This window comes from Streptomyces sp. NPDC097640 (genome assembly GCF_040302705.1).
Lineage (GTDB): Bacteria > Actinomycetota > Actinomycetes > Streptomycetales > Streptomycetaceae > Streptomyces.
Map to the genome: position 1 here is coordinate 1 of NZ_JBEOSB010000071.1, position 4054 is coordinate 4054.

Below are 4054 nucleotides of genomic sequence, written 5' to 3' on the forward strand. Positions count from 1 at the left end.
TTGAGGGTGTCGGTTGGGTGGGTGGTGGTGGCTGTTTGGGTGAGGGCCCATAGGGGTGCGGTGATGTGGGGGTGGGTGGTGAGGGTTTGGATGAGGGTGAGGGTGAGGGCTGTTCCGGTGGGGATGTGGGGGTGTTCGGGGTGGGGTTCCTCGTCGAAGGCCAAAAACGAGAGCACACCGCTGATGCTCAGGTCACCGTGTTGTTCGATGGCGTCGGCGAGGTGTCGGCCGAGGACCACCGGGTCGATGTCGGCGTCATTGAGTACGAGCTCGACTGCGCGGATGCCGTCGCGTTGCCGTAGCTCGCCGAGAATCGCGCCGACGTGTGGATGATCGGTCTGCCGGGCGGAAACGACGAACAGCCAGTCGCCGAGCCGTGTCGGCTCGGCGTCAGCCAGACTGAGCGGCTGCCAGACCTCGCGGTACTGCCATGTGTCGTTGGTGGTGTTGGGGGTTGGGGTGGTGTTGAGCCAGTAGTGGTGGTGTTGGAAGGGGTAGGTGGGGAGGTTGGTGTGGTGGTGGGTGTGGTGTTGTTGGTGCCAGGTGGTGGGGTGGCCGTGGGTGTGGAGGTGGGCGAGGGCGGTGTGGGTGGTGTGGGCTTCTGGTTGGTGGGGGTGGAGGAGGGCGGTGGTTTGGGGTGTGTGGTCGGGGAGGTTGTGGTGGGTGAGGGTGGTGAGGGTGGTGAGGGTGGTGTCGGGTCCGAGTTCTAGGTAGGTGGTGACGCCGTGGGTGTGGAGTTGGTGGGTGGTGTGGGTGTAGTGGACGGTGTTGCGGGTCTGGTGGGTCCAGTAGCTGGGTGTGGAGGGGTCTTGTCCGGTGGGGTCGGTCGTGACCAGGGGTGTGTGCGGTTGGTGGTAGGTGAGGGCTTGGGCTGTGTCGCGGAGTTCGTCGAGGATGGGGTTGATGTGGGGTGAGTGGAAGGCCGCGCTGACGTTGAGCGGGGTCGTCTTGCGCCCCATGGCCCGGAACTGCGCGGCGATGGCGTCCACGGCACCCCGGTCACCACTGATGACCACCGATCCGGGCGCGTTGACGGCCGCGATGGACACCTGCGCCTCGCGCCCTGTGAGGTGTTCTTCGACTTCGTGGGGTTGGGCTTGGAGGGTGGTCATGGTGCCGGTGCCGGGGAGGGTGTGCATGAGGCGGGCGCGGGTGGTGACCAGGCGGGCCGCATCGGACAGGCTCAGGATGCCCGCCAGGTGGGCTGCGGTGATCTCGCCGAGGGAGTGCCCGGCGTAGAAGTGGGGCGTGACCCCGTGGCCTTCGGTGACCAGACGGTGGAGCGCCACCTGGAGAGCGAACAGAGCCGGCTGGGCATAGAGCGTCTGGTCCAGCAGCCGGGACGCGTCGGTGTCCGGCTCGGCGAACATGACGTCCCGCACAGGATGCTCCAGATGCGGATCGAGGTGGGAGCAGGCCTCGTCGAGGGCCTCGGCGAACAGGGGGAAGGCCTGGTAGAGCTCGTATCCCATGCGGGGGCGTTGTGTGCCCTGCCCCGAGCACACGAACGCCAGCTTCCCCGCTCCGGACGCCACGCCGCGCACAAGCCCCTCGTGCTCCTCGCCGGCCGCGAGGGCTTCCAGGCCGTGGAGGAAGTCCCCTCGGTCGGGACCGAGGAGTACGGCGCGGTGTTCGAACGGGGTGCGGCTGGTGGCCAGCGCGTGTCCGATGTCGGCCAGGTCGGCGTCGCCGTGGGCCGTCAGGTACGCGTGCAGTTGTGCTGCCTGGGCGCGTAGAGCCGGCTCGGACTTGGCCGACACCATCCAGGGGTAGGACGGGGCGCCGGTGCTGGGATTCCGCTCCTCAACAGGGGGTGCCTGTTCGAGGATCACGTGGGCGTTGGTGCCGCTCACCCCGAACGACGACACGCCCGCACGCCTGGCACGGTCGGTCTCCGGCCAGGGCATGGTCTCGCTCAGCAGCCGTACCGCCCCCGCTGTCCAGTCCACGTGCGGCGAGGGCTCCTGGACATGCAATGTTCGCGGCAGCAGCCCTTCCCGCATGGCCATCACCATCTTGATGACCCCCGCGACACCCGCCGCGGCCTGCGCATGCCCGATATTCGACTTCACCGACCCCAGCCACAACGGCTGATCCCCCAAGCGCTCCTGCCCATAGGTCTCCAGCAGCGCCTGCGCCTCGATCGGATCGCCCAGCGTCGTCCCCGTCCCGTGACCCTCCACCGCGTCGATCTCCGGCGCCGTCAGCCCCGCCGCGGCCAGCGCCTGCCGGATCACCCGCTGCTGCGACGGACCGTTCGGCGCGGTTAGACCGTTGCTCGCTCCGTCCTGGTTGACGGCACTGCCCCGCACCACCGCCAGCACCCGATGCCCCAACTGCCGCGCATCCGACAACCGCTCCACCAACAAGATCCCCACACCTTCGCCCCAGCCAGTCCCGTCGGCGGTAGAAGAGAAGGCGCGGCACCGACCGTCTGTTGACAGCCCCCGTTGTCGAGCGAACTCGACGAAGGTGGTGGGGGTGGACATGACGGTGACCCCACCGGCCAGGGCCATGGAGCATTCCCCGGCCCGCAGCGCCTGGCAGGCCAGGTGCAGGGCGACGAGGGACGACGAACACGCCGTGTCCACGGTGACCGCGGGCCCCTCCAGCCCCAAGCTGTAAGCGATTCGGCCCGATGCGATGCTGCTTGAACTGCCGGTGAGGACATAGCCCTCAACGGACTCCTGTGAACGCTCCAGGTGGATCGCATAGTCCTGAGCGTTGATGCCGGTGAAGACGCCGACAGGACTGCCCTGTAGCGACTGTGGGTCGATGTGCGCCCGTTCCAGCGCCTCCCAGCTGGTCTCCAGCAAGAGCCGCTGCTGAGGATCCATGGCCAGTGCCTCGCGGGGACTGATGTCGAAGAAGGCGGGGTCGAATTCGGCCGCGTCATACAAGAAGCCGCCCTGTCGCGTGTAACAGGTGCCCTTGTGCGCAGGATCAGGATGGAAGATTCCCTCGAGATCCCAGCCACGGTTCGTCGGGAAGTCCGCGATCGCGTCCCGTTCCATGAGGATGAGATCCCAAAACTCCTCGGGCGTACTGACGCCTCCCGGGAAGCGACACGCCATGCCGATGATCGCAATGGAGTCGTCGTCGGCCTTGATGGCGGGGCTGGGCACCACCGCCCTCGCTGAGGCGGATCCCTCGCCCATCAATCGGGCTTGCACATACCGCGCGAGCTTGGTCGGCGTTGGGTGATCGAAGATGAGGCTGGTGGGGAGGCGCCGCTCGGTGACGGCGGTCAGCCGGTTGCGGGTCTCGACGGCGGCGAGGGAATCGAGTCCGAGATCCTTGAAGGGGCGGTCTGGGGGCACCGCGTCGATGTCGCTGTGTCCGAGGACCGCAGCCACCTGGGTCCGTACGAGCCGGAGAAGCAACTCCTGTTGTTCGCTTGGGTTCAGGTCGGTGAGCTGCCGATGCAGAGCCGTGCCGGACTCCTGATCCACCACATCCCGAGTACGTTGCGTCCGGGCTTCGGGAATGTCCTGGATGAGCGGAACGAATTCGCCGGTGTGGCTCAGAAGGCCGGCGAAAGTGCTCCAGTCGATGTCAGCGATGATGCGGTGGGCTTGCTCCGGCGCGGCGATGGCCTGCGAAAGCGCGGTGAGTGCCGGTTCGGTGGGCAAGGGGAGCAGGCCTCGGCGCGCCAGGTGCCCGGTGATTTCGGCGTTGGCCAAGCCGCCGTTCTCCCAGAGCCCCCAGGCGATGCTGGTGGCGGGCAGTCCCTGGTCGCGGCGGTGCTGGGCCAGGGCGTCGAGATAGGCATTGGCGGCGGCGTAGTTGGCCTGACCCGGACTGCCGAAGGTGGCTGCTGTGGAGGAGATCAGGACGAAGGCGTCGAGGGCCAGATGCCGGGTGAGGTCATGCAGTAGGTGGGCGGCGTATGCCTTGGGGCCCAGGGCGATCGACAGATGACCGGGAGTCTGGGTGGCCAGTGTTGCGTCGTCCAGGACTCCTGCGGTGTGGATGAGGGTGGTGAGGGGGTGGGTTGGGGGGATGGTGTTGAGGAGGTTGGTGATTTGGGTTGGGTTGGTGGTGTCGCAGGTGG

Annotated in this window: 1 protein-coding gene; it reads right to left on the reverse strand. The window is 67.4% G+C overall.

The features are described 5' to 3' along the window. Positions 1-4054 (reverse strand): type I polyketide synthase (locus tag ABTY62_RS47305; RefSeq protein WP_352135597.1); only part of this gene is annotated, 4054 nt, incomplete at both ends.